Consider the following 25038-nt stretch of genomic DNA (forward strand, 5'->3'; position numbering starts at 1 on the left):
TATGCTGACCACCCTGGAAAATAGTATCGAACAACAACTGCACAGCCTCGACAATCTTCAACAGGAAATTGCGCGGGTGATTGTCGGCCAAAAACCCGTAGTGGAACAGATGCTGATCTGCCTGTTGGCTGGGGGCCACGCCCTACTCGAAGGGGTGCCGGGGCTGGGTAAAACCCTGCTGGTAAAAACCCTCGCCGATGCCAGTGCGCTGGATTTTAAGCGGGTGCAGTTCACCCCGGATTTAATGCCCGGAGATATTCTCGGCAGTGAGATCCTCGAAGAGGATCACAGCACCGGCAAGCGCTTTTTTAAATTCCAGCAGGGCCCGGTTTTCACCAATATCCTGCTCGCCGATGAAATTAACCGCACGCCGCCGAAAACCCAGGCAGCCCTATTGGAGTCCATGCAGGAAGGCTCGGTAACGGTGGGCGGTAACACATTGAAGTTGCCCAATCCCTATTTCGTACTGGCCACACAAAATCCCATCGAGCAGGCTGGTACCTATCCACTGCCGGAAGCTCAGCTGGACCGCTTTCTGTTAAATATTCATATCGACTATCCCGATGAGCGGGATGAAGTTGAAATCCTGCGCTCCACCACCGGTGCCAGCAGGGTCAAACCCAGCCCCAGCCTGGATGCAGAGCAATTGCGCGAAATGCAGCAACTGGTGCGGGAAATTCATGTTAGCGACGATTTGTACTGCTACGTGGCGGCACTAGTGCGCGCTACCCGTATGGAAACCAGCGGCAGCGATACCCTGCAACAGTGGATCAAGTGGGGCGCCGGCCCCCGCGCGGGGCAGGCTCTGATTCTCGCCGCCAAGGCCCGCGCCCTTTTGCAACGACGCCTCGCCATCACCCGCGAGGATATCCGCAGCCTGTTACTGCCAGTGCTGCGCCACCGGGTGCTGCTCAGCTTCCAGGCCCAGGCCGATGGCGTGCAGATGCCACAGCTGATTGATGAATTACTGACGGCGGTGCCGGAACCGGGCCGGGACTGATCAGCGTGGAATACCTGTCCCCCAAAACCCTGGCCAGTTGTCGCGATCTGGTATGGCTGTCGCGGCATATCGCCGAGGGCGTAATGCTCGGTGTGCAACACAGCCAGCGCCGTGGCACCGGCCTGGAATTTCACCAATACCGAGGTTATCAAGCGGGTGATTCCATCCGCCATATCGACTGGAAACTGTTTGCCCGCAGTGATCGCTACTATGTGCGCGAGACCGAGCAGGAGAGCCGTATGCACGTGTGCTTTGTGCTCGATACCAGCGCCTCCCTGAGCCAGGCAAGCTTTGTCGAGCCCAGCCTGAATAAACTGCATTACGCCAAGTGCTGGATTGCCAGCCTATGCTGGCTGCTCAACGCCCAGGGAGACAGCTATTCCCTATTGGCGTTTAACAGCCGTCGGACGGTTTATGTGCCCGAAGGCCAGGGCGAGAGCCACCAGCGTCAAATCGCTCTTCAGCTACAACAACTCGACGCCAGCGACCACTGGCCAGATCACACTCAACTGGCGCCACTGTGGCAATACTTTGAGCGGCCCTGTCAGGTAGTGTTACTGAGTGATTTTTTTGAACAGGGTAATGAGATCGGCGATTTTGCCGCACGCCTGCATGCCGCCGGCCGCCCCTGCCTGCCACTGCAATTGTTAATTGAGGCAGAACAGATTTTTCCTTTTGGCGGAGAGCTAAAGCTGCTCAATCCAGAAGTAAGCGCCAGTACTCCCGCTACTTTAGAAGTGGATGCCGAGCGGCAACGCCAGTCTTACCTGGATGCTTTTGCTCAAGCGCAGAGCGAGTTAAAAGCACGCTTTGCCACACAGGAGTGTTCACTGCAGACCGACCTTATCGAGCAGCCTGTGGAAAAGTCACTGCGGCAATTTATTCAACTGCACGGCAGGTTGTGCTGAGATGTTGTGGATAAATAACTTATTTCAATCCCCACAGTGGCTATGGCTATTCACAGCCCTGATTATTCCTATCGCCATTCATTTGCTGCGCCGAAGTAATCCACAACAGGTCTCCTTTGCTGCGCTGCAATGGGTACAAAGATATTCACAGAGTCGCGCGCGCCGCCCTATTGTGGATAACAAGTGGTTGCTGCTATTGCGCCTGCTAATCGTCGTACTGCTGGCAGGTTTATTGGCACAGCCGCTGATTAAACGGGAAATTTATCCCCAAGAGGGCGTGATACTGGTAGACCCCAGAATTGGGGCGGGCGAAGCGAATACATTTATCCACAATTCACTGCCACAGCTTGTCGGGGAAGGTTATAAAGTACTGTGGTTATCCCCAGAAACACCTTCCGTAACCTCACCCCCACCACAAAATGTGGACCTGTGGAAAACTCTATCAGTACTATCACGCCGGGCGGATTTGCGCAGGGCTCATATCCTGTTGATAAACAACGGGGTTCCAGCATCCCACCAGGCACTAAGAGTCAGTCCCCATTGGCAGTGGCACGGCCTCGACAAAACATCCATAGCTCCGAGCCCGGTATTACCGAGTATCGCTTTAATGGGCAAACCACCCAGCTGGTGGGCGCCAGTGCTGGAAGACTGGCAAAGCAATATGCCGGGACTATCGGTGCATATTCAGGAACAAGAAGAGACACCCAATGCCGAGCAGGCAGATTGGTTGATCTACACGGGCCCCGCTCCCCTGCCACAAGCCGTGCTGGAATTTGTTTCAGATGGCAGCCTGTTAATCACCGACAACAGCATCCCCCCTGCCGATAATCTCAACTTCGTTGCTGTGGATAACAGCCAGTCAGCTCAAGCGGCCTCAGTGGGACGGGGAAGTTGGCTGCGCTACGAAAGTGACTGGTACAGCGAGGCCTTTTATCGCCGCGCAGATTTACCTGAACGTTTATGGCAGCACTGGTCTGGGCAAGACTGGGCTCTGCAACACCAAAATCGTGGCCACTGGTCTGCCAATAAAGTAGTGGCAGACATAGCTGGGGCAGGCCTTCCTGTAGAAGACAGCGAGGTAGAAAACCGCCGTATTGAACAACTGCAACCCTGGTTAATAGCCGCCCTACTGTTACTTCTGGCTTTTGAACGCCTAATTGCCCTATCTCGTCCCCCAGCCATCATGGCAATCGATAGTAATAGGGAGGCCGACCATGCATAAGCACCAGTCCACCCTTAACGCTGTGCGCAGGCGCTGGCAACTGACAGCCCTGTGGCCCTATCTCTGGCTTGCCACTGGCCTCAGCCTTCTGGCGGGCTTGGGCATTTTTGTATTCGGCTGGCCACAGTGGCTATTGCTCGCCTGGCTCGGAATTATTGTTGTAGCAATTCTATTGGATCGCAGCTGGCGCCCAAGCCCTGAAAGCCTATGTCGACAATTGGATGGACAATATCCACAGCTGCAAGACAGCAGCCAGTTGCTTAGCCAACAGAAAACCAACCTAAGTCCATTGCAGCAATTACAGCGCACGCGTATCGAAACAGAGCTGCAACAACTGCTGGAAAGTGGCGACCGGTCGTTTTTCGGTCCAAAAAAACTCCGCAGTACCCTGACAAATGCTTTTGGTGCCTGCCTGGGACTATTGTTATTTGTACTGAGCGATTCTCACTTCACCGGGGATAAAACTGAGACCACGCAACAAAATACGGCTATTCCCGTTGCCGAAAAGCTCGCCATAACCCGCGCGGCAACCCATATCCAGCCGCCCGCCTACACTGGGCTCGCAGCCGACAGCCAATCCCTACAAGTCGACGTGCCGGAGCAGTCTGCGGTCGAGTGGCAACTTGAATTGAATCAACCGGTGCAAGGGCTGGAAATGCTGGCCGAAACTGAGCGCTTCGCCTTTTCTCCACTAGGTGATCTACCCAGTAAAAAATGGCAATTACAACGCACAATCGCTAAAGCAGACTTTTACCAGCTCTCAGTGCAACTCGCGGAGAGCCAAATGCTATTGCCGGAAATTCATAATATTCGGGTGCAAAAAGACAATGCTCCGGAGTTTACCTTTGAGGCACCCAGCTTGCGCGTCGATACGATTCAAGGCAGCGCTCAAAGTATTCCCGTGAAAGTAATCATTAATGATGATTACCAGGTGAGTTCTGCGGATTTATTGGTCACCCTCGCCAGCGGCACCGGGGAAAATTTACGCTTTCGCGAAGAGCGTATTGCTCTCACCAGTTTGCAACCCACTGCTTTATTAACAAACTCCTCGGAAGATAAGAAAGCAGCTCGCTACGATTTCCTCCTGCCCATCCACCAGTTTTCCATGGAAGCGGGAGATGAACTTTACTGGTATTTGGAGGCCAGGGATAACCGCGAGCCCAGCGCCAACGTTGCCAAGAGCCAACACTTTATCTTGCGCTGGCCGCAAGAAGAGATTTTCGGGCTGAGTGACAGCGAGGGGATGGCGATTAAGATATTACCGGAGTACTTCCGCAGCCAACGCCAGCTGATTATTGACACCGAGGCCCTACTAGCCGAGCGAGAGCAGCTGCATCCACAGGAGTTTCGCAAACGCTCCGAGGGTTTAGCCTATGAACAGAATTTGCTGCGCATGCGCTACGGCCGCTTTCTCGGCGAAGAGGATTCGGAAGCGGAGCATTCTGGCGCAGAGAGCGAGAAGCACGATGATAAAGAAGAATCCGAACACGGCCATAGCCACGATCATACAGAACAAGGTGAGCACCAATCACATGGCGAAGAAAATGCCACTCCCTTTGCACAGCGAGACTCCCATTTCCAACAGGCAGAGCGCATAGCTGCTTCTGCCGGACACCGGCATGACAGCTCAGAGCATGCCACCCTGTTCGATCCCCAAACCAAGGAGCTACTGCGCAACGCGCTGAATGCCATGTGGAGTTCCTGGCGCGACCTGTCGGTTATAGAGCCCCAAGCCTCCCTGCCCCACCAGCACCGGGCTCTGCGCTTTATCAAGGAGGTACAGCAGGCTTCGCGTATTTACTTACAAAGAGTCGGGTTCGAGGCGCCCCCCATAGACGAAAGCCGCCGGCTTAGCGGTGAACGGGAAGACGTAACGCTAGAAACTGTCGACAGTGCCTTTGAACAAAAACAAAGAGCACAGGTACTCGCCCTAATGGCCCAAGTAGACTCTGGCGCCGAACTCGATACCGATCTGCTGGTGCAGATAAATGAGCTAGCTGCAGAGCAATCAATAGATCTCGGCCTGGAACTGTCCAAACAGCTGCGTTTATACCAGCAGCGCCACCAGCAACCGAATTGCATTGATTGCACGAACTCCCTGAATCAGCTGCTCTATCAGCTACTGCCAGCACCGGAGTCTGCGCCTTCACTGCCTTTGCAAACTGAGGCCGACGGCCATTTCAGCCGTTGGCTACACCAGCAAGGGGAGAAATCATTGTGATTGATTTCTTGATACCCGGCCTGTGCCTGTTGGCCTGTTTAATATCACTCGTACTGTTGCGCCGCCGAGGTACCAAGCCGTTCGACTATGGCTTGCAATTGGCGATTTGGCTGAGTGCCTGGATGCTCTGGCAGCCGCCGGCGATCATTCCCACCGAGCGCAATATCTCTATCAACAGCAAACAGCTGGCGAGCTCACATCCAATGAATCTCAATGGTGTGGAAAATATCTCTCTCAGTGGGGAGCCACTCGGCCGCGACAAACTTCGGGACCTGGCACCGGTGCGTCTGGAGTTATCGAAGATCCTGGAATCTGATGGCCGCTGGGAATTGGACTGGCAGCGGCAAATTACCTTGGGTGATTCTTTAAAGTTAAAGGTTCACAACAACCAGCCACTGACTGAAAACGTAAAAATTAGCCTGCTCAATCCCTACGGCCATATTGAAGACAGTCTTGAGCTGAAAGTGGGAGAAACAATTCAGGCACAACTCACTGCCACTCCAAAACTCGCGGGCCCCCAGCTATACCGGGTACGGACGGAAAGCGAAGCCGGCGAAACCCATACAGATCCTTTACCCATCCTGGTGCGAGAACCGCTCCAACCCAAATTGTTATTGTGGCTGGCACGCCCCTCTTTTGAGACGGCAGCCCTCTCTCGCTGGCTGCGCCAATCCGGTGTAACAGCACAAGTGATGACCCAGTTGGCACCTGAAATCATAAGAAAAGAAACTCTCAACGGCCTTCCACTTACCGGGTCTGCAGATTTATTCACGAATGAAAGTCCCTTCGATTTAGTGATACTCGACAGCAGTTTGTGGCCACAATTTTCTGCTCTGCAAAAGCGTCAGCTCAACGAGCTGGCCACTACAAAGTCACTGTTGTGGTTAGTCAGTGACGATAGCTCTGAAGAGTTTCTCCAATACGCTGCTGCCCAATCCATGCCTCTACAAAAGGAAGAAGCCACCCACTTACATTCCGGCTTTGGCTACCAAAAAGCGGACAATCCGGAGATTCCCCCACTGCGTAATCTTGGCTTCAAAGTCACACAGCCCGGCTCCTACGACTTTTTACTGGGCAATGGAGAGCCCCCACTTTTCTGGGGGCGTTCGACTGAGACACAACACCTGGGGTTTATCCTATTTAGTGACAGCCATCGCTGGCTAACCAGTGGCTTTACTACTGAATTCGCCAGCCTGTGGAAGTCCATTATTGATTACCAACTCAAGCATTTGGGTAGTCAGCAGCCAGTAATCCTCTCCAATGAGTTACCGCGTACACAAGAACGCATCACCCTATGCAGCCCACTTTTTTCTGATCAGAGTCCATTCTTATCAGAGTTTCAAGATAGCTCCCGCTCTACCAAAGGAATCGCCGCAAGCAGAAGTTCCCAGGGTCAGTGCTACAGCTTCTGGCCCCAAAATTCAGGTTGGCACCAGCTTTGGACTGAATTGGAAGGGGAGTCGGTACTAGACTTCTATATCTTTGCCAAAGAGGACTGGCCTCTATGGCAGCAGTCCCTGAATGCCAGGGAAACCCAACTAATGGCTGCCGCACGTTTGGGGCCAGAAGCAAATAATCACGCAAACAGGGTTTTGTTGGGGCGCCAATGGCCGGCCCTTATATTGCTGTTACTAGTGTGTATAAGCTGGTGGCGGGAACGCAGGCTTTTGAACAGATCACGACCCTGAGGGCTGCACCGAGGGCTTATTTCCGGGCTTAGCCTCTTGCTTGGGAAATATCATCTGGTCGACGGGATACCCCAAAGCTTTGGCCTTCTGTAAAAACTGCTCCAACACATCCTTGGGCATGGTTGGGGTGCGGGACAATATCCACAGATAGGATTTATCGTAGCCAGATACCATCGCGTATTGGTAGTCATCCGATAGAGCAATCACGATATAGGATGAGTAAAAGGGGCCAAGAAAAGAGACTTTCAAATGGCCCACATTTTTCGGGCCGACAAACTCGGCCCTCCCCTCCGCCATTTGCCAGGCATCACGCGCTTTTGAATAGCCGGTATTGATCACCGCGACAGAACCATCATGGTTGAGACTGTAGTCGGCAGTTACCTGGGTCAGGCCGCGCTCGAATGAGTGATCCAATCGAGCAATCTCATACCAGTGACCTAAATATCGCTGTAGCTGGAAGTTTTGGACAGGCTCAACCCCCTCCGGCACCCGGGTACAGGCACCCAGCCAGAAAAAGGAAATCAGTAATACACCCAGTGAAAACAGCTTCATCTAGCCACTCCCAGCAAGCTCCCCTCAAGTCAGAATAGAAGGCAGGGGTTTCACAAGATCAGGATAGTTTCGGGAATCTGTATTTCACCCATAAAAAAACCACCGCGAGGGTGGTTTTTTTATCGCTGGACTGACCAACTTATTTTTCGACGAAAGCGCGCTCAATCACATACTCGTGAGGTACACCTGCGCGGGTCTCCTTGAATCCCCAGTCATCGAGGATATTGGTGAGATCCTTCAGCATTGCCGGACTGCCGCACAGCATAAAGCGATCTTCCTCAACACTCGGCTTGGGCACACCCAGATCGGTGAAAAGCTTTCCGGACAGCATGAGATCAGTCAGGCGGCCAGTATTCCGATAGGGCTCACGGGTAACGGTTGGGTAGTAAAGCAGTTGCTCGCGTACCATCTCGCCAAAGTACTCGTGTTCCGGCAATTCGTTCTCGATCTGCTCCTGGTAAGCCAGCTCAGAAACATAGCGAACACCGTGAGTAAGGATTACCTGGTCAAAACGCTCGTAGACCGTGGGATCTTTGATGATGCTCATGAAAGGTGCCAAGCCAGTACCCGTGGACAGCAACCACAGGCGTTTGCCCGGCAGCAGGTGGTCCGCCACCAGAGTACCGGTGGGTTTTTGGCTCACGTAGATCTCATCGCCCGGCTTAATCTTCTGCAGGCGGGAGGTCAGGGGGCCATCGGGAACCTTGATACTGAAGAACTCCAACTCGTCTTCGTAGTTGGCACTAGCAATAGAGTAGGCGCGCAGCAGTGGACGGCCATTGTCCTGCTGCAAACCGATCATCGTGAAATGTCCGTTCTCAAAGCGAAAACCCGAATCCCGGGTGGTCTTGAAGCTAAACAGTGTGTCGTTCCAGTGATGGACTTCCAACACCTTCTCTATATTCAATTTGGACATAAACTTAAAACCGGTTATTCCACGAGTCTCTTGATAGTTGAATTTTAGCCCTAGAAGATCTATTGGCAAAGTGGGATATTTCGATATTCCTTATCTATTTTAACGATCAACTGGAGATATCCCTTTGCGCTACACGCTCCGCCAGTTAGAGGTGTTCCTTGCCTGTGCCCATCACGAGAATGTCAGTCGTGCTGCGGAGAGCCTGAGTATGTCCCAGTCCGCAGCCTCCACAGCGCTGAAAGAGTTTGAACAGCAGTTTGAGTTGCGCCTGTTCGAGCGCACCGGTAAGCGATTGCGTCTCAATGAACTGGGACGGCAATTGTGGCCAAGGGCGGAAGAACTCCTGGAGCGAGCCCAGGAACTTGAGCAGACACTGGCCACTCACCGGGAACTGGGAAGCCTGAAGATCGGAGCCACCCTAACTATTGGCAACTACCTGACAGCCAGCGTGATGGCTCGTTATATGGAAGAGCAGCCCGGTACTCAAGTACAACTGGAAGTTGCCAATACCGCAGCGATTGCCGAGAGGGTGCTCAATTTTGAATTGGACCTGGGATTAATTGAAGGAGAGATCAATCACCCGGATTTGGAAATCATTCCCTGGCGCCATGATGAGCTGGTTGTTTTCTGTGCACCCAACCACCCTCTGGCAAGCCGCAAGCGCCTCGCCGATAAAGACCTGATCGGTGCGACCTGGATCACCAGGGAATCGGGCTCTGGAACGCGACAGACTTTTGAACGGGCAATGGCTGGCATACTCCCCAAGCTTCACATTTTACTTGAGTTACAACATACGGAAGCCATAAAACGAGCTGTAGAGACCGGACTTGGTATTAGCTGCTTATCCAGAGTTTCATTAGCTGAGGCGTTTAAGAGAAACTCCTTAATTGAGCTCCCTGTACCACAGAGAAATTTTCAGCGAGAGTTTTATTTTGCCCTACAGCGGCAAAAGTATAGAAGTGCAGGAATTGAACGATGGATTGAGCTGTGTAAACAAGCTTAATTAAAAAAAAGCCACCTCAAGGGTGGCTTCCTAACAACTGGCAACGATATTACTTAATTCGTACCAACTGTGATTTAGCCTCTTCCGGCACTTCGTCAATAGAAGCTATATTTAACCCACCGATCGGAGCAACAGCGGTATTTGACTGCAGAGTAACATGCGCAGATTCTGGCAGTTTCCACATTGCACCAGTTGCTGGGTCAACGATCAACCAGCCAATTAAACCACCAAAAAGAATATTACCGATGTACCAGCCATCCATACCCGCTTCAATCAAAAAGCTCTGTTCATTGTAACCAGCCATTTGGTATTTCACCGTATAGCTTGCAGAAGAAAAGAACCCATTAGATGCAGGCAGGGTAATTGTGTCAGGGGTTACACCACTATGAACATCCAAGCCCGCTTCATTAATGATAGTGAAGTTTGCACCGTTCGGAGTGCTGTTGATAGTTACCGGGTAGGAACTTTCACTCACGATACTTGCACAGCCAGTTACTGTCACCAATCCAGCAACAACAGCCCCCAAAGCGTATTTCTTAAACATATTTACTCCTAGTGTTATATATTTTAATTATCGGTAACTAGCCGATAGGTTGCGCAATTTAACATAGACCTATATTCATCTTACAAAAATTACGCACAATTCTTTCACAATTGAACTGTTAGTCGCTAATATCTAATTAGTACCAAATAGCTCTCCAAAAAAATCCCCTTCATACCAATATGGCCTAGCTTCAGAGTCAGCCACTTCCCTGGCAATCAGGTAGTTCACCTCGGTAAACTGTTTGGCCGCTTCATAGCTAATCTGCTCGTCAGCAGCATCTCCTGGCTTGTGGTATCGCTCACGTAAGAAAGCCATCTGTGCAGCAGTACCATCGATGCTGGAATCTTTGGCCTCCCTTCCAGTAATCAAGTAAATAGAAGGAACTCCGCGACGAACGAAATTATAGTGGTCACTGCGCACGAAGATAACTTCCTCAGGCATGGGGTCGGGACTGAGTTTTAGCCCGGAGCGATTTGCAGCCTGCTCCGCAATTTTCCCCAAAGATGAATGTTCAGCACCGAAAGCAATAATGTCTCGGAATGGATAGAGTAACATGGGCATGTCAAGGTTGATGTTGGCTACGATAGACGCCCGTGGCACTGTGGGGTACTCAGCGAAGTAATCCGATCCCAGCAAACCTTTCTCTTCAGCGGTAACAGCAACGAACAGCAGTGATCTGCGAGGACTCTGACCAGATTCAACAAATAAGCGTGCAGTTTCCAACATAACGGCAATACCGGCCGCATTATCCTGAGCGCCGTAATGAATTTTGCCATCTTCTTTTTTTCCAACATGATCCAGATGTGCGGAGAAAACAACATATTCATCTTTAAGGTGTGGATCACTCCCTGGCAACACCGCCACCACATTGGGGCTGGTTAGGTGCTCATGCTTAGAGCTGCTGATTAATTCTGCACGGTACTCAAGCGTGAAGCCTTTCGGGATCTTTCCTTGCTCAATATCGCTAAAAATACTTTCTAAGCTGCGCTCTGCGCCGTTAAACAGCTTGCTGCCCGCAGCGATACTCAGCATAACTCCCGGGTGCATGCCCGGGATTGCACTACCCGGTATATTGTTCTTTCTCACCCAGTCAAAAGTATCATCAAGGCGATGCTTAGCGTAGTAATCAAATGGGCGGCGCTTCTCCCGCTCAGGCGTATACAGGCGAACATAACCTACAGCACCATGTTTTGCTGCGACTTGACGCTTGGTGCGCGGAGAGGAGTAGTGAGCCCCCACTTCACTGGGCAAGCTCTGCGGGCGCCCGGCAAGTGCAACCACAATCTTTCCCTGCACATCTAGATCGGCATAATCATTAATATCGTAGTCAGGGGCCTCGATACCGTAACCGACAAATATCAACTCAGCGTTGAGTCCCGAGTGTTCACTCAACGCAGAAGGGGATGCGAGGAAGTCCTCACCAAATTGCATGGAGATTTCACTGTCTGAGCCTATCAGGACAAATTTAGGTTCATCCCCGTTCCAGCTGGCGCTACGAAAAGGTACTTCCTGAAAATAGCCTCGCTCTCCCGCTGGGATCAGTCCCATTTTTTTATACTGATCTGCCACATACTGTGCTGCTTGGCGATAACCCTCACTGCCAGTATCACGCCCCTCAAGCTCCGCTGACGCAAGGAAATTGATATCCTGGCGAATGTAATCACTATCTGCTGTGGGACCAGTGTTTTCAAAGCTTGAGGTGGTGCAAGCCACCAGAAGTGCCATAGCCAAGGCACCCAATAGACTCTTTATTCTCATGGGGAGTGTTACTTCTCAGGAAAAAAGCGTGATTGTTGATACGGACAGGTCGAATAGAATTGCGCCACAAACGTTAACATTGAGGTGCCTGCGAACCGTCGAGCAATTACCTATCTTACCACGATCTAGGGCAAACTTAGCCGAGCTATCTAAACAGTATCCTTATAGCAGTTGCTAATTTCGCCTATGCGGCTTTCTCAAAACCGGGGAACACCCGCCCCACCGCACATGCTACTTTTTCGTAGGCATTATCCGCACAAAAATCTCCATGAGCGGCAAGAAAATGCAAAAAAGGCCGTCTTAAGATTTGCTCGAAATCATTCCGCATCCAACACCTTGGATCTTTATCACTTGGTGTCATTCTCGCCCGCCAAGAGGGAGCTATCTGCATGCCCTGACGTATACCTGAAAACCTCAATAGGTTTTTACCAAGCCAATTGCACCCATGCCATGACTGCCAATACTGCAAGGCATCACAACTGACCAGTAGTCCGCCACTAAACGGGAGCCACAATACGGCTTCTGGAAACTGACTTTGGGAAAAGACAATAAAGCGCCCCCCCGGTATTGGACAAACATCCTCCTGTCGCAACACCTTATCTGCTTTTGGCGGATAAAAATCTGAGCCGCGCTGTGTCCAAAAGGTAAGATCAAAGTGGTCTCTGTAGTAGAGATCATCACGTCCATGGTGATAGCCGAGCCGTATCGCGTGACTCACACGCCCAAGATCTTTTAACTTTTCCTCCTGCTGTGGACGCAATCTGATGGGATTAATCAAGGTAAGGTGATCCTGCCAGCGAGCGATTCCCATATTGCGATTGATAGTGACCCCCGGCGCTAGTTTGATAGTTCCGGGAACATAAAAAAAATTAGGCAACAGTTGGCGAATCTCGCCGTGGGGCTCTGTGGGGGGATAGTTGATACGCACTGGCAGGCTACATATCAGCTATATTGAACTCGATTTCGAATACCGCGCAGAATTTTTACTGCAAATTCCGCGCGCTCATCAGGGACAAAAATGTGGTCACGGTGTAGTGTGGATACCACGCTGGTATCTATTCCAGCCTCCATTAATTCCTGGGCGACCACAGGAATAACCCGCACCGCATCAAGACCAGCCAGGATCTGCAAAGTGATTTGGCGAAAGGGGGCGCTTGCGGCAATATCTAATTGCCGAGCCGAACGTTGAGGCAGTATCACACTCATTCCCTCACCTTCTCGGAAGAAACACAAACTCTCTGACAAAATATCTGTAAACCGACTATCTGAAACCTGACAAAACACATAGATTTCATCGTGCAGCTTGGGATACAAAGTTCTCAATGCTCTCACTATGGATAGATCAGCTTTCATGCTTTCTTTGCCGTCTGGAAGTTTTCTCCAACCTGATTAATACGACCGGTTTCTACACGGTCGCACTGTTTTTGGATCAATCTTTCTGATTAATACCTGTCTTAAGATGAAAATAGTCCAACTCTAAAACTACTTTTTGTGGGCTCTCTATTACCCGGCAGAGTATTCTAATTTGGAAAAAATAAGATCACGCATTTTTTTAGAATTATTTTCCGAATAGAGCTGGCAGTTTAATAACTAAATATTTTTTAAGAGTTTTCCTGAAGCTTAGAGAAGTCGGATTTTAGCTGGTGGAAAGTTAAAAATATATTGATGGGATTAATTCTTATTGAGAGAAGTTGACCCAATGACTGTGAGAAGTTACGGATTTCTCAGCTCTTCACCATCAAATTCCGGTTCATTGGGTGCCGGAGTTGTATCCACTTCCGACGAATCCTGTTCAACCTCCCAGCTCTTCAGCACCGCATCAATATCCTTTTCCAGTCGCACACGGGGAAATTTGGGGCAGGGTGAATCTCTATCTGGATCATGCCATGCGGATAGGGGGGCTACAAAAACTACGTAGGATTTATGCAGGCGATTTCGCCCAATACTCACTTCTGTCCATGTTGTTTGCCAGGCAAACTTTCCCCTTACCGCATAGTCACTTTCGTAGGATTTTAAAGTGAGAAAATAGGGGTAAATCTTCCCTCGCTTGCAAATAATTCTGCGTCCGGTCTTTATATTGGCCATTTGAGTAAATGGATCAAAATACCAATTAATATCGTATCCAAATACGAATTGCATCTCTCCATTTTGCCTTAAAAAAGCGTAGGATCTCCCAGTGCCATCGGGCTTGAGACTCCAGACATGCCGCGCTTCACCATCGCGGGAAATCAGCCAGGCCCCAACCCATTGACTGGCATCGTAGCGTGATTTTGCATGCCAGCCTTCATTGAGTGTTTTTCGTTTCTCTTCACTGGCATTTGCACTTACGACAAAAATTAGCAGTGGCAGGAAGAGATAGAATTTTATCCATTCCCACCCACTACTCATCTTTTCCACGCACGGATTAAATATCGTTCGCACGGAATTAAGCTGCTAGCGACTGACAATATCCGGGCAACTTGCACCGGCCTTGGGGGTTCGCCAATCAGCCAACCGACGCTGAAAGCTCAGAAGTCCACCGCCCGCCTGCAGCCAATGACGGCCATCAATCACTGCAAAGAGGAGGGTGGCACGGCTCCAATCTCGAAATGCGACAGATACAACCCCGCCCTTACAGCGCACCGAGGTTCCCGTTTTAACTCGCACCCGGTCACCATCCAATTGCCAGTTAATGGCAAAACCATGGGTCAATAGGCCTTTGGCATTAAATCCATAGGCATATCCGGAGCCATCGGCATGCAGTTGCCACACTAATTGATCATCGCCTTCACTCACAACCAGCCAATTTCCCGCCCACTTTTGCTGGGCGGACTCCGCCGAGGCCCACATTGGTATCGCTAGGAAAATTGCTGTGATAAATGGAACAACCGGCTTGATAAAATGCCGCTTTGGTAAAAGACGCAAAAACTTCATGCGCTGCCCTACGGTATCGGCCCCAGTGCATTACAGGGGGCGGGTTATTCAAAAGACGACTGGGGAAGTCGCCAATTTTCCTTTCCGATTACGGGGCTAAAGCCTCACTTATCGGCATGAAAAAACGCTTCGGCGCTATTTTTCACATCCCTCGAAAAGTAAGGCTAGACGCAATTTACAACGGTGGCAGGTTAAACGTTAAAAATATTCAAATTTACGACAAATTCACAAAAAGAATGCCAAGTCATTTTTACCGGTAGTCCAACTATCTGGATTTTGCTTCGGAAAAATTCTTGTCTGCTCTCCACACCCGATACTTTAACTGCACGCCCTGTGGCAGATATATAACCATTGGCAACTTACTGCTATAAGGCAGCATCAAGCCATCACCGCGCACGGTGATAAATCGCCGGGATTCACTGCCTTGGGCACAGACCTTTTGCGTATCTGTGGTCGGGGTCAAATCGGACAGGACATAAAAGGGGTAACCCCAGCCTGGGAGTATGTCCTTACGCAATGGGGCGCTAAAGCTTTGCAAGTTGCATTCCGCGACTTGGCTTTTTCCCGGTATCAACTCAACCCTGAAGCGACTTTCATCGACAACCTTGGGCAGCTTGATAACGTGACGTAACTTGCCTTCAACCTCCTCTGGAAATGCATCCAGAGGCTCAGAACCGTGGCAATCCAGGGCCAGTAACAACATGAAGGCAGTGGCAACTAATTTTGACATGGTATGGCCTCACTACTGCGCCGGGAAATGGCGGACAAAACTTTTTAAAGTCTAGTTCGCTTTTGTCTTCGCAGTCCCCACCAGAGCAGCGCCCCCAAACCGATTGCCAAAGCAAACAGAGCGGCAGTCCATAGGTATCGCCCCTCCCCCATCGCAGGTGGCTCCAACTTGGAGTGGGCCAGATTGAGATCCGCCCGCAGATTTTGAAACGCGGCAATAACTTCTGTAGAACTGGCACCACCAATCAAGTCACCCCGCAATTGCTGCCATTGGACCTGAAGCTGCTCCACCAGTACCTTGTCACGAATCAGCAGCTCCTGTCGTAACGGCCTATACCCATCACGATAAGCCAGCATTAACTTACCGTATGCCGCTGTTATATCTCCTCCTCGATAGTCCGTCTCCGCCAGCTGCAGCAAGCCAATTGCGCTGATAAGAGGGGGGATCAGAGTGCGTACAAGGTGGGGGTTTCCGCGCCACCACATCAATGCTTGTTGCAGAGTTGGCTCAAGTTCCGCCGGTTTAGTGGTCGCCATTCCCGGGAGTCCCAGTAACCCGGGGTAACGGGTCGCCAAGTCGGAAGAGGGTGGCAACTGATTCGCCACTGGAAAAGCAGCGACAGTCACCGCTAATGCCCAGCGCTGTAGGCCGGTCAGATCTCCATCAATGTCGACTGTGTGAATAGAGTCAGTTTCTGGGTCCAGGGTGTTATAAAGATCATAAAGACTGAACCCCGCCATTCTCTCAAGATCATTGAGGGCTGGGCCTTCATTACTACCCTCACCGTCGACACCGTGGCAGATGGCACACCGCTGCTGATAAACAGGCATCATAAAACCCGGCGAGGGCAAAGAGTAACTGGGTGACCGCTGCAGCTGATACAAAGCAGCAAGGCGATCGGCGATTGCATTGGCTCGACGGCGCACCTCTGCGCTGGAATCCTTATCCTCAATCGCCTTACGCAAGTCCGAGAGGCTTTTCTGCAAACCCTGCCGACCAGGCCGATCGGGGAGTTGAGTGACCAGGCGCAGTACTTCTTCTACCTGTTGCTTCTGTAGTTCATACAGAGGAGTGTCCAGTCGCTGCCTGTTCTCTACGGCGTCGCCGTAGTCTACCGCTATATAGGAGAGAAGATTGCTGGCCTGAGCGGCCACAGTATTGCTGCTTGAAGTGTCCTGGGCTGAAACAGGTGCGATTAAGCCAGCTAGGAGGGTAAACAGTAAAATCCATTTGAATCCCATTAGTGGCTTCCGGATCGGGCAAGGTTGATCGATGTTAGGAGCCTCTCGACAGATTGCGGGGCACCTTTCTTAGGGTAGAAATAAAAAACCCCGCTCGAGGCGGGGTTTCTTCAATCGGAAAGCTTAGCCGCGATCCGCTCGCTCTTTGGCAATCAGGTAATCCGCCACTTGCAGCATCAGCTCCTGGCCATTGCTCTTACCTTTATATCCGGGGAAAGAGGAACTGATACGGTATTTGCCCGCAACAACTACTTCCGGGGTACCGGTCATTTTGTAAGCGCGCTGATTGGCCATGCCTTGCTTCACTTTGCTGTTGATAGCGAAGGAATTCATCAGCTTCGCAGCTTTTGCACCATCTTCACCATGCTTGTTAAACAAAGCCTCGATAGCCTTTAAGTCAGGCACCCAGTTGCGACCTTCGCGGACAGCCAGCATCTGGCGCTGAGTGTAGATGGTGTTAAAGATAGGCGTGTGCATCTTTTCCAGAACACCCATGGAATCTGCTACGTAGTAAAGACGAGCGTGTACATCCATAACCGGCTGCCAAATTGCTGGCAATTTCAGCAGCGCAACATCGCTGGGCATCTTTTCTTTCCAGCGCTCCAGAGTTGGCTCAAAAGTGAAGCAGTGGGCACAGCCGTACCAGAACATCTCAGTCACTTCGATCTTGTCGTTGCTCTTTTGTGGTACAGCCTGCGGCAATACTTCATAGTGCTGGCCCGCTTTAAACTCGCCACTTTCCTGGGCGCAGGCAACGAGGCTGAACATTACAGCAAAAACCATCGTGATCGGGGCGAGAAATGCTCTCATAAGTCTTCTCCAACTTTTATTTAGTGGTGCGAACGCCATCTAGCGGCGGGCTGTCGAGCCACTGAGGACACAATAGACAACGCAGATTATTTAAGTTCCCGGACCCTCGTGCAAGGAAACACTGCAAAAACTGCCTAGTACGTCTATGGAAAGCGGCTTTATGCTCAGGCGACAGGCACAAAAAAGGCCGGTTGCAGACCGGCCTCAGTGTACTCAAATCCTGTGACTATTAGTCAGTCAGGCCTGCGATATAGTTGGCCAGCGCCTTGATCTCTGCATCGGAGAGTTGCTTGGCCACGGTGCGCATAGTGCGAACTTCACCGTCATTGTTGCGGGTACCCGCACGGAATGCTTTCAGCTGGGCTTCGATGTACTCTGGATACTGACCGCCCAGACGAGGGTAACCGGCCGGTGCATTGCCCAGTCCAGCAGGTGAGTGGCATCCCATACAGGCAGGAACACCAGTCTCCATATTGCCACCACGGTAGATTTTACGTCCAAGCATCAGGCCGTCGACGTTCTCACCGTTGTTTAGCATCACGGAAATAGCCTCAGATCCGGTCAGCTGCATTGGCTGCGAGGCAAAGTAAGCGGCGATATCCTGCAGGTCCTGATCGTTGAAGTTGTCCAACTGACCGATCATTTGCGGCACATCGCGGGCCTTTTTACCGTCAGGTGTACCTTTAATATCTTTAAGCTGCTTATACAGATATTTTTCGCCGAGTCCGGCAATCTTTGGAAAAGCTGGAGCAATACTGTTACCGTCTGCACCGTGGCAGGCTGCACATTGAGCGGCTTTTGCCTTGCCCGCAGCAGCGTCGCCCGCAGCCAGCGCCAAGGGCACGGCGCCCAAGCCGAAAACTAAACCGAGTGCCAGAGCAGTGTTCTTGATAATGCTGTTCATACGTCGTCCCGTTGCGCGCTGAGAGATGGCGTTTCGCACCGCCCCCGATAGTCCTGCGACGCGAAAACGGCGGCATTATATACTTGCGCGCCAAGCGAGTGTACCGAATAAACAGACTTATACGATGTCAAATTCAGAATTTAAAGCCCAACCACCAAAACTGAACTACCGTTCCATACAATTTCTCACCAGTGCCCCCACCCTGACTGAGTGTCCGGAGGACTTTGGTGCCGAGGTGGCCTTTGCCGGTCGCTCCAATGCGGGGAAGTCCAGTGCCATCAATGCGCTCACGGAAAACAACAAGTTAGCGCGTACCTCTAAAACACCGGGGCGCACCCAGTTGATCAACTTCTTTCGCCTCTCCGACCAGCAGCGCCTGGTGGATCTGCCCGGCTATGGCTTTGCCAAGGTCGCCCGCAGTATGAAAGATGAGTGGCAGCGCCATCTAGCCACCTACCTTGAGAAGCGTGAGTGCCTGCGTGGACTCGTGTTACTAATGGACATTCGCCAACCCCTCAAGGAGTTCGATCTGCATATGCTCACCTGGGCAGTAGAGGCCGAGCTCCCAGTGCACATCCTGCTAACCAAGGCCGACAAGTTGAAGAACGGTCCAGCCAACAACACTCGCTTTGCAGTGGAGAAGACCCTCAAGGAGCAGGGACTCAATCACGGGGTCACTCTGCAGATCTTCTCATCGACCAAAAAAACAGGCCTGGACAAACTCGAGCGCAAGCTCAATGAGTGGCTGGAAATCCCAGAGGAAGCCGCACCCACCGACGATTGAACGAGCTGGGAGCCCGGGGGCAGCGCCCCCCGAGCAACACAAGCACTTCACTTTTTCCCACACCGGGAGAAAATTCCTAAAAGTGAACTCCGGGCACACCAGTTGCCGCTGCTTTGCGCTTCTGTTCGGGGATCAGGGAGCGAAGCAGTACCCGGTGCAGCCGTCGGCGTGCCCCCGGAGTTAAACAATGCAATTCCTCTGCATGTAAGTACCTCTGCGCGAGAAGAGCGGCAAGGGTTTCTTCGTGTATGGCAATCGTCAGCAGACGGGAATTGCCATCGGCATTCATCTTTTCATTCCCCTCAGTGCACTCTGTTTCCGCCATTGATACAGGCGGATATTCTGGCTGTGGAGAACTCTCGTACCTGCTGCTGTGTCTCTCCGGGGTAGAGTGAGCTGATGCAATCCGCCGCAACCCTTTGCTTATGGCTATCGCCCAACTCGCGGGCGAGTACTGAGCTGGCGCCGGCAAGTATGTAGTTTCGAAGTTTTTCATCACCCAGCTCCCGGTAGGCAGCCATTAACCAGATAGCGCTTTCACTAAAACGCGTTGCCGAAATGGCATAAGTTGGCCACTGCTTTTCCAGAAGAAAGCTGGCCAGATCGAAGGCGCATCCCAAATAAGGTATTGCTTCGGCATAATTGCACTCTTCAAGCAAAAGCTTGCCGCGCTCAATCCAATCGAGCCACGCCTTTTCCGCACGATCCGTGTCAGCGGTCAACCATTGGCGATGGTTGGCACACAAGTAACGTAAATTCACCGATAACCCCCCATATTTGATTTAACTTAAAGATAATGCGAACCATTATCATTTGCAAGCGCATTCATAAGCAACTTCTGCTTTCTGCTGTGATGGCGTCATTTACTGAAATAAAAAAAGCCGGCAGATGGGGGCTGCCGGCTAGGGGACAGTGCCCTTGGGGTGGGGCACTTGTCAGACGTACCCAGGGGGACGGGTACGCCTGAGGGTTCTTTTCATCCCAAAATTTCTTTACCTGCTTCGATAGTAGGCTGAACTTTCATGCTTCCCAAGCGCAGGTTTAAACCTTTAGGTTAGACCTATGCCATGCCCCCAAAATCGATTATGCCGGAAGTGGATAACAGGCAATGTAACCGTGGGACCCAGGGGTAACTGTGAAAAACCTCTGCGGGAGTCTTGGGGAGAGCCAATCTAAGGGCCTGCTCGCCGTATACGAAAACTTAAACTAGCTGAGCGGCTCATAAAACGATTTAAGGTCTTAACTCAAAAAGGAAAGGGCAGATACTCCGATGAATGAAATTGCAGAACTCTATAAAAGACATAAAAAAACCCCGGAGTTGGGGACCATCCGGGGTAGAAAAAGCTAAACGCTTTGGGGTTAGGGAGCAACAATGAACTGATTACTTGGATAGGCTCTCAAGCCCGATGGTTCCCGCCCCTTTGGTAAATAAGTGTAAACAAAATACGTGTTTTGGCGTCTCATACGTTCTTCTATGTAAAGGCGGTCGATTTTTATCAAATTGTTAACTCCGCCACTGGCCCATTGCTGTGCAGACGGCGAATACAATCTGCAATCAACGGCGCACAATCTATCCACTCACAGTTTCCTCGCAGCTGCGACTGAGGAAGAGAATTAGTCACCACAATTGATTCCACCGGCAAGCGCGCCATTGCTGTATGAGCATCGCGACTAAATTGTCCGTGGACACAAAACACTAAAATCCGCCTCGCTCCCGCTTTTATCACCGCGTCCACTGCCCGTGTAACTGTGTGGCCAGTAGCAAGTAAGTCATCGACGATAATGACCGTGGCATCCTTAACTTCCCCAATCAAAGTTCCCCCACTCAACAGAGCACCGCTACGATACTTCTCCACAAATGCGCTAGCCACCGGCACCCCCAATTGATCCCCAAGGGCCAAACGGAATTTTTCCGCACGCTTTATCCCTCCCTCATCTGGAGACAAAACAACCAGGGGACCCGGGTCTCCGGATAGGCGCATTCGCGCTACTTCAATCAACAGGGGATTGGAAACCAGGTGAACGGTGCGGCAGCGGAATGCGTTCTCAAAGGCCGCCAGGGAGTGAACATCCATAGTCACGACTACATCTACTCCGGCGGCTTCCAGAAAACTGGCTAGATAGCGACTCGGCAGGGGATCGCGCAATTTGGTTCGCCGCTCTTTTCGTGCATAGCAAAGGTAGGGGATGACCGCAGTCACTCTCGCGGCACCGGCATCGCGAAGCGCCCCAATAAAAAACAGGCAGCGCATAAGTTTCTGGTCAACACAGCTGCTGGTATCCGTGTAAAGGGATTGGACCAGAAAAACATCCGCCCCTTCCACGTCATCCAGTGGCCGAACTTTGTGTTCGCCATCATCGAATTGACGCTCTTCATGGCGAGATACCGGTTCACCGAGACTCGCGGCGACACGTCCAGCGAAGTCTGCTCCCACATCGAGACTGAATAACTTAATGCGGCTCATAAGCTCAGTACCCTGCCTGGCGCCTCACACTCGCTAAGCGCCTTGCCCACGTTTTAATAGAAGTATGGACAGTGGAATTTAGGATCTGGAGTACTGCGGGTGTTGCGGGTGTTGCAGTTGTTGCGGCTTGCGTAGATAGGGAGGATCAGGGCTGAAAGACAGGCAAAAAAATGCCCCGGACTTGGGGGAGTACCGGGGCAAACATCTGACTTCCTTGGGGGATGATGACGCATTCCAACGATCTTGCCTTTTTAGAGGGGCTGTCGCCGGAACAGTTCCACGGAATTTCAAAAAGATTGTAAAAACGCCTAACAAAACACAAAAATTGGCATTTTATTCATCCGTACCAACAAGAGCGCGCCAAATCATTCCGAGCAGCGCGCCCTACCTCAATTCTTAGATGGTTTCTTCAGTCAAATTAGTGCGCCTGATCCCAATCTCGGCCCTGCCCCAGATCCACAATCAGGGGAACGTGGAGTTCTGCCGCGCCTTGCATCAATTCAACAATGCCATCGGCCACAATTTCGACCTCATCCTTGGGTACTTCAAGAACCAATTCATCGTGTACTTGCATAATCATCCGGGTCGCCAGCTTCTTCTCCCTGAGCCAGTTATCCACAGCGATCATGGCCCGCTTGATAATATCGGCGGCAGTACCCTGCATTGGCGCATTAATTGCGGTCCGCTCTGCTGCTTGGCGCTGCATGCCATTGCGTGAGTTAATTTCCGGCAGATAGAGACGGCGTCCAAACAGGGTTTCCACATAGCCCTTTTCTGCGGCCTGTGCACGGGTATCTTCCATATAGCGCAATACACCCGGGTAGCGCTCAAAGTAACGGTCGATATAAGTTTGGGCGTCAGCCCGGGGGATATCCAACTGCTTGGCCAGGCCAAAAGCCGACATGCCGTAAATCAAACCAAAGTTGATCGCTTTGGCCCGCCGGCGCTGCTCATCAGTCACCTCATCCTGAGCCACTTCAAAGACTTCTGCCGCCGTCGCGCGGTGAATATCTGCGCCTTGAGCAAATGCATCCACCAACCCTTTGTCCCCAGACAGGTGAGCCATAATACGCAGCTCAATTTGGGAGTAGTCCGCAGCGATGATCTCACTGCCACCATTGATTCTTGGGTCAACGGTGAAGGCCCGACGAATACGGCGCCCCTCCTCTGTACGAATGGGAATGTTCTGTAAGTTAGGGTCACTGGAGGACAGGCGCCCGGTAGCCGCTACTGCCTGGTGATAAGAGGTATGTACACGACCGCTACCCGAGTCGATCATCTTTGGCAGTTTATCGGTGTAGGTATTCTTCAGTTTGGCCAGGCCGCGATACTGCATTATCAGTGCGGGCAGCTCGTGGTTGTGGGCCAATTCCTGCAATACAGCTTCGGCGGTAGAGGGCGCACCTTTGGGGGTCTTCTTGATCACTGGAATCTGCAGCTTTTCAAACAGGATCGCCCCCAGCTGCTTGGTGGAGCCCAGATTGAACTCTTCGCCGGCTACTTCGTAAGCCTGCTGTTCCAGCTCTCGCATTCGCTGCTCAAGTTCAGCACTCTGCTCCGCCAACATCTTGGCATCGATATAAGCACCGTTACGCTCCATACGTGCCAGAACTGGTAGCAGGGGCATCTCAATTTCATCGAGTACCTTTACCAGAGTTGGCTCTCGCTCCAGACGCGCACTCAACTCATTGTGGAGACGCAGGGTGATATCTGCATCTTCAGCCGCATAGGGGCCCGCTTTGTCCAGCTCGATCTGGTTAAACGTCAGCTGTTTGGCGCCTTTACCGGCAATATCCTCGAAGTGAACCGTGTTCTCCCCCAGGTACTTGAGTGCGAGACTGTCCATATCGTGACGGCTGCCAGTGCTGTCCAGAACATAGGACTCCAACATGGTATCCCGTGCGATGCCGCGCAATTCAATATCGTAGTTGGCCAGGATATGACTGTCGTACTTCAGGTTCTGCCCCACCTTCTTCTGCTGTGGATCTTCCAGCAGGGGTTTGAGTTTGGCCAGTACTTCGTCAAACGGCAGTTGCTCTGGTGCACCCATATAGTCGTGGGCCAGGGGAACATAAGCTGCACGATAGGGCTCCACCGCGAAGGACACCCCCACTAATTTTGCCTGCATATAATTGAGGCTGGTGGTTTCCGTGTCGAAGGCAAAGATGTCTGAACTCTTCAGTTGTTCCAGCCAGGCATCGAACTCCGCCATTTCTGTGACGATGACGTAATCGCGCTCAACGGCTTCCGCCATGGCTTCTTCAGCCTCTTCACTGGTTAGCTCTTCTAACCAGCCGCGAAATTCATTCTGCGTGAATAGCTCAACCAGTGCCTCTGTATTGGGCTCTGAATTGTGCAGTTCCTGGGGGTGATAAGGCATCTCCACGTCGGTTTTGATAGTGGCGAGCTTATAGGAGAGTTCTGCCGCCTCGCGGTGCTCCGCCATCTTTTTGCCGAGGGTTTTTGAGCCACGGAACCCCAGCGGTGCAATGGCATCCAGGTCGGAATAAATGGTCTCCAAGCCTCCCAGATTCTGTAACAGTGCCAGAGCGGTTTTCTCGCCCACACCAGGAACTCCGGGGATATTGTCTGATTTATCTCCCATCAGGGCGAGAAAATCGATAATCAGTTCTGGACCTACACCAAATTTCTTAGTCACGCCCTCGCTGTCCATTTCGGTATTGGACATGGTGTTAACCAAGGTAACGCCCGGACGCACCAGCTGCGCCATGTCTTTGTCGCCGGTGGAGATTATGACTTGCTGCCCCTGACTCTGGGCCTCCAACGCCAGGGTGCCGATCACATCATCAGCTTCAACACCGTCGACCACCAAGCGCGGCAATCCCATAGCGTCGATGATGTCGTGAATGGGCTGAATCTGCTCACGCAAGTCATCTGGCATAGGAGGGCGGTGGGATTTGTATTCGGCAAACATCTCATCGCGAAAAGTCTTGCCCTTTGCATCAAAAACAACCACTACAGGACTGCCTGGGTGCTCCTTGAGGTGGCGGCGCAGCATACTGATTACACCGCGCACCGCACCAGTAGGCTTACCCTGGCTGGTGGTCAATGGCGGCAGCGCGTGAAAAGCGCGATAAAGGTAGGAGGAACCATCCACCAAAATCAACGGGGCGGCTGAGGTGTTTTGTTTACTCATAGACGATGAATTCTTGCTTGCTTAGTTTGGCGTTCAGGACGCGCGGCAGGCCGATAGGATAACGCCCTTCGCTCTGTTTTTCCGCTTACTGATTCTTTCCCGCCAGACACCGTAGGCAACCTCTGCACAAAAGCCCACTCGACTTACCCCGCCGATTAAAACTATCGGCGCATCGATCTCACCAAATCTCCAGGCTTGGCTAGTCTTGCCGGTAGCGACCTT

Annotated in this window: 23 protein-coding genes; 7 read left to right on the forward strand and 16 right to left on the reverse strand. The window is 51.6% G+C overall.

Features of this window, described 5'->3' with window-relative positions:
- Position 1 precedes the first annotated feature (1 nt).
- From ACJJI5_RS01020 to ACJJI5_RS01040, 5 genes are read left to right on the forward strand one after another with little or no spacing between them, the layout of a single operon-like run.
- Positions 2 to 1000 carry an AAA family ATPase gene (locus ACJJI5_RS01020; RefSeq protein ID WP_445355310.1) on the forward strand — a complete coding sequence of 333 codons (999 nt, stop codon included), beginning with the start codon at positions 2 to 4 and terminating at the stop codon, positions 998 to 1000.
- A gap of 5 nt (positions 1001 to 1005) precedes the next feature.
- Positions 1006 to 1908, forward strand: a complete 903-nt coding sequence (locus tag ACJJI5_RS01025) for a DUF58 domain-containing protein (RefSeq protein ID WP_445355311.1) — start codon at positions 1006 to 1008, stop codon at positions 1906 to 1908.
- Between the two features lies 1 nt (position 1909).
- Positions 1910 to 3130: a BatA domain-containing protein gene (locus ACJJI5_RS01030; RefSeq protein ID WP_445355312.1), complete on the forward strand. Its 1221-nt coding sequence runs from the start codon at positions 1910 to 1912 to the stop codon at positions 3128 to 3130.
- Positions 3123 to 5351: a hypothetical protein gene (locus tag ACJJI5_RS01035; RefSeq protein WP_444906726.1), complete on the forward strand. Its 2229-nt coding sequence runs from the start codon at positions 3123 to 3125 to the stop codon at positions 5349 to 5351. The genes ACJJI5_RS01030 and ACJJI5_RS01035 overlap by 8 nt, the downstream gene beginning before the upstream one ends.
- Entirely contained in the window at positions 5348 to 7039 is a 1692-nt protein-coding gene (locus ACJJI5_RS01040) for a hypothetical protein (protein WP_445355313.1), read from the forward strand. The genes ACJJI5_RS01035 and ACJJI5_RS01040 overlap by 4 nt, the downstream gene beginning before the upstream one ends.
- Here ACJJI5_RS01040 and ACJJI5_RS01045 read toward each other — a convergent pair.
- Together ACJJI5_RS01045 and ACJJI5_RS01050 are read right to left on the reverse strand one after the other, a co-directional pair.
- Positions 7028 to 7591 (reverse strand): lipocalin family protein, encoded by a 564-nt coding sequence (locus ACJJI5_RS01045; protein WP_444906728.1) that lies wholly within the window; start codon positions 7589 to 7591, stop codon positions 7028 to 7030. The two genes, ACJJI5_RS01040 and ACJJI5_RS01045, sit on opposite strands and share 12 nt — an antisense overlap.
- A 139-nt stretch (positions 7592 to 7730) precedes the next feature.
- The gene (locus tag ACJJI5_RS01050) at positions 7731 to 8507 is read right to left on the reverse strand and encodes a ferredoxin--NADP reductase (protein ID WP_413663957.1); all 777 of its coding nucleotides are present in this window, start codon (positions 8505 to 8507) and stop codon (positions 7731 to 7733) included.
- A gap of 124 nt (positions 8508 to 8631) precedes the next feature.
- Between ACJJI5_RS01050 and ACJJI5_RS01055 the strand changes: the two genes are divergently transcribed.
- The gene (locus ACJJI5_RS01055) at positions 8632 to 9510 is read left to right on the forward strand and encodes a LysR family transcriptional regulator (RefSeq protein ID WP_445355314.1); all 879 of its coding nucleotides are present in this window, start codon (positions 8632 to 8634) and stop codon (positions 9508 to 9510) included.
- A 49-nt stretch (positions 9511 to 9559) separates the two neighbouring features.
- Here the strand turns inward: ACJJI5_RS01055 and ACJJI5_RS01060 are convergent, their stop codons facing one another.
- The 10 genes from ACJJI5_RS01060 to ACJJI5_RS01105 all read right to left on the reverse strand — a co-directional run bounded on the left by ACJJI5_RS01060 (position 9560) and on the right by ACJJI5_RS01105 (position 18410).
- Positions 9560 to 10054: a hypothetical protein gene (locus ACJJI5_RS01060; RefSeq protein ID WP_444895551.1), complete on the reverse strand. Its 495-nt coding sequence runs from the start codon at positions 10052 to 10054 to the stop codon at positions 9560 to 9562.
- Positions 10055 to 10186: 132 nt separating this feature from the next.
- A complete protein-coding gene (locus tag ACJJI5_RS01065) occupies positions 10187 to 11812 on the reverse strand; it encodes a M28 family metallopeptidase (protein WP_445355315.1) in 1626 nt (541 codons plus the stop codon).
- Between the two features lie 184 nt (positions 11813 to 11996).
- Entirely contained in the window at positions 11997 to 12740 is a 744-nt protein-coding gene (locus ACJJI5_RS01070) for a hypothetical protein (RefSeq protein WP_444895553.1), read from the reverse strand.
- A gap of 14 nt (positions 12741 to 12754) precedes the next feature.
- The gene (locus ACJJI5_RS01075; protein ID WP_413663935.1) at positions 12755 to 13165 is read right to left on the reverse strand and encodes an ACT domain-containing protein; all 411 of its coding nucleotides are present in this window, start codon (positions 13163 to 13165) and stop codon (positions 12755 to 12757) included.
- A 360-nt stretch (positions 13166 to 13525) separates the two neighbouring features.
- Positions 13526 to 14200 (reverse strand): hypothetical protein, encoded by a 675-nt coding sequence (locus ACJJI5_RS01080; RefSeq protein WP_282930497.1) that lies wholly within the window; start codon positions 14198 to 14200, stop codon positions 13526 to 13528.
- 45 nt (positions 14201 to 14245) lie between these two features.
- Positions 14246 to 14725, reverse strand: coding sequence for a hypothetical protein (locus tag ACJJI5_RS01085; protein WP_444934570.1), 480 nt, complete (start codon positions 14723 to 14725; stop codon positions 14246 to 14248).
- 265 nt (positions 14726 to 14990) lie between these two features.
- The gene (locus tag ACJJI5_RS01090; RefSeq protein ID WP_444934569.1) at positions 14991 to 15455 is read right to left on the reverse strand and encodes an ecotin family protein; all 465 of its coding nucleotides are present in this window, start codon (positions 15453 to 15455) and stop codon (positions 14991 to 14993) included.
- Positions 15456 to 15499: 44 nt separating this feature from the next.
- On the reverse strand, positions 15500 to 16696 hold the full coding sequence (locus ACJJI5_RS01095) for a hypothetical protein (RefSeq protein WP_445355316.1): 1197 nt from the start codon (positions 16694 to 16696) through the stop codon (positions 15500 to 15502).
- Positions 16697 to 16819: 123 nt separating this feature from the next.
- On the reverse strand, positions 16820 to 17506 hold the full coding sequence (locus ACJJI5_RS01100; protein WP_413663932.1) for a thiol:disulfide interchange protein DsbA/DsbL: 687 nt from the start codon (positions 17504 to 17506) through the stop codon (positions 16820 to 16822).
- A gap of 229 nt (positions 17507 to 17735) precedes the next feature.
- Positions 17736 to 18410, reverse strand: a complete 675-nt coding sequence (locus ACJJI5_RS01105) for a c-type cytochrome (RefSeq protein ID WP_282930502.1) — start codon at positions 18408 to 18410, stop codon at positions 17736 to 17738.
- Between the two features lie 124 nt (positions 18411 to 18534).
- Here ACJJI5_RS01105 and yihA point away from each other — a divergent pair, with 124 nt between their 5' ends.
- Entirely contained in the window at positions 18535 to 19194 is a 660-nt protein-coding gene (yihA, locus tag ACJJI5_RS01110) for a ribosome biogenesis GTP-binding protein YihA/YsxC (protein WP_444895556.1), read from the forward strand.
- A 76-nt stretch (positions 19195 to 19270) separates the two neighbouring features.
- Here yihA and ACJJI5_RS01115 read toward each other — a convergent pair whose 3' ends face one another.
- The 4 genes from ACJJI5_RS01115 to polA all read right to left on the reverse strand — a co-directional run bounded on the left by ACJJI5_RS01115 (position 19271) and on the right by polA (position 24816).
- On the reverse strand, positions 19271 to 19483 hold the full coding sequence (locus ACJJI5_RS01115; RefSeq protein ID WP_444895557.1) for a hypothetical protein: 213 nt from the start codon (positions 19481 to 19483) through the stop codon (positions 19271 to 19273).
- A 13-nt stretch (positions 19484 to 19496) separates the two neighbouring features.
- Positions 19497 to 19955 (reverse strand): hypothetical protein, encoded by a 459-nt coding sequence (locus tag ACJJI5_RS01120; protein WP_413663928.1) that lies wholly within the window; start codon positions 19953 to 19955, stop codon positions 19497 to 19499.
- A 735-nt stretch (positions 19956 to 20690) separates the two neighbouring features.
- A complete protein-coding gene (locus ACJJI5_RS01125) occupies positions 20691 to 21659 on the reverse strand; it encodes a ribose-phosphate diphosphokinase (RefSeq protein WP_413663927.1) in 969 nt (322 codons plus the stop codon).
- 418 nt (positions 21660 to 22077) lie between these two features.
- On the reverse strand, positions 22078 to 24816 hold the full coding sequence (gene polA, locus ACJJI5_RS01130) for a DNA polymerase I (protein WP_445355317.1): 2739 nt from the start codon (positions 24814 to 24816) through the stop codon (positions 22078 to 22080).
- Positions 24817 to 25038 lie beyond the last annotated feature (222 nt).

It is taken from the genome of Microbulbifer maximicatervae (SeqCode), from assembly GCF_052467955.1.